This window comes from Rhizobium sp. SVR5-2C, from assembly GCF_056755115.1.
On the sequence record NZ_JBNDHT010000598.1, the window covers coordinates 1 to 236 of the forward strand.

Here is a 236-nt window from a genome sequence, read left to right on the forward strand (position 1 = left end):
GGGTGATGGACCCGGAAGTCAGGGTGCTAGCGGCAAAGGTCTCTTATGAGATCGATCCGAACGATCCTTATCCGCGCAATTTTACCGGACATCCCAAGGCAGTTTTGAAAGACGGGACCATGCGCGAATTCCGCCAGCCTCATATGCGTGGCGGCGCCCAGGAGCCACTGCCCGAAAGCGAACTGCTGTCGAAGTTCGAGGCCAATCTCCGCTTCGGTGGCTTTGCAGGCGGTGCG

At 58.9% G+C, this 236-nt stretch carries 1 pseudogene; it reads left to right on the forward strand.

The window, feature by feature from the left end:
* Nucleotides 1–236: pseudogene (locus ACPYOI_RS37055) on the forward strand (MmgE/PrpD family protein); the annotation flags it as partial.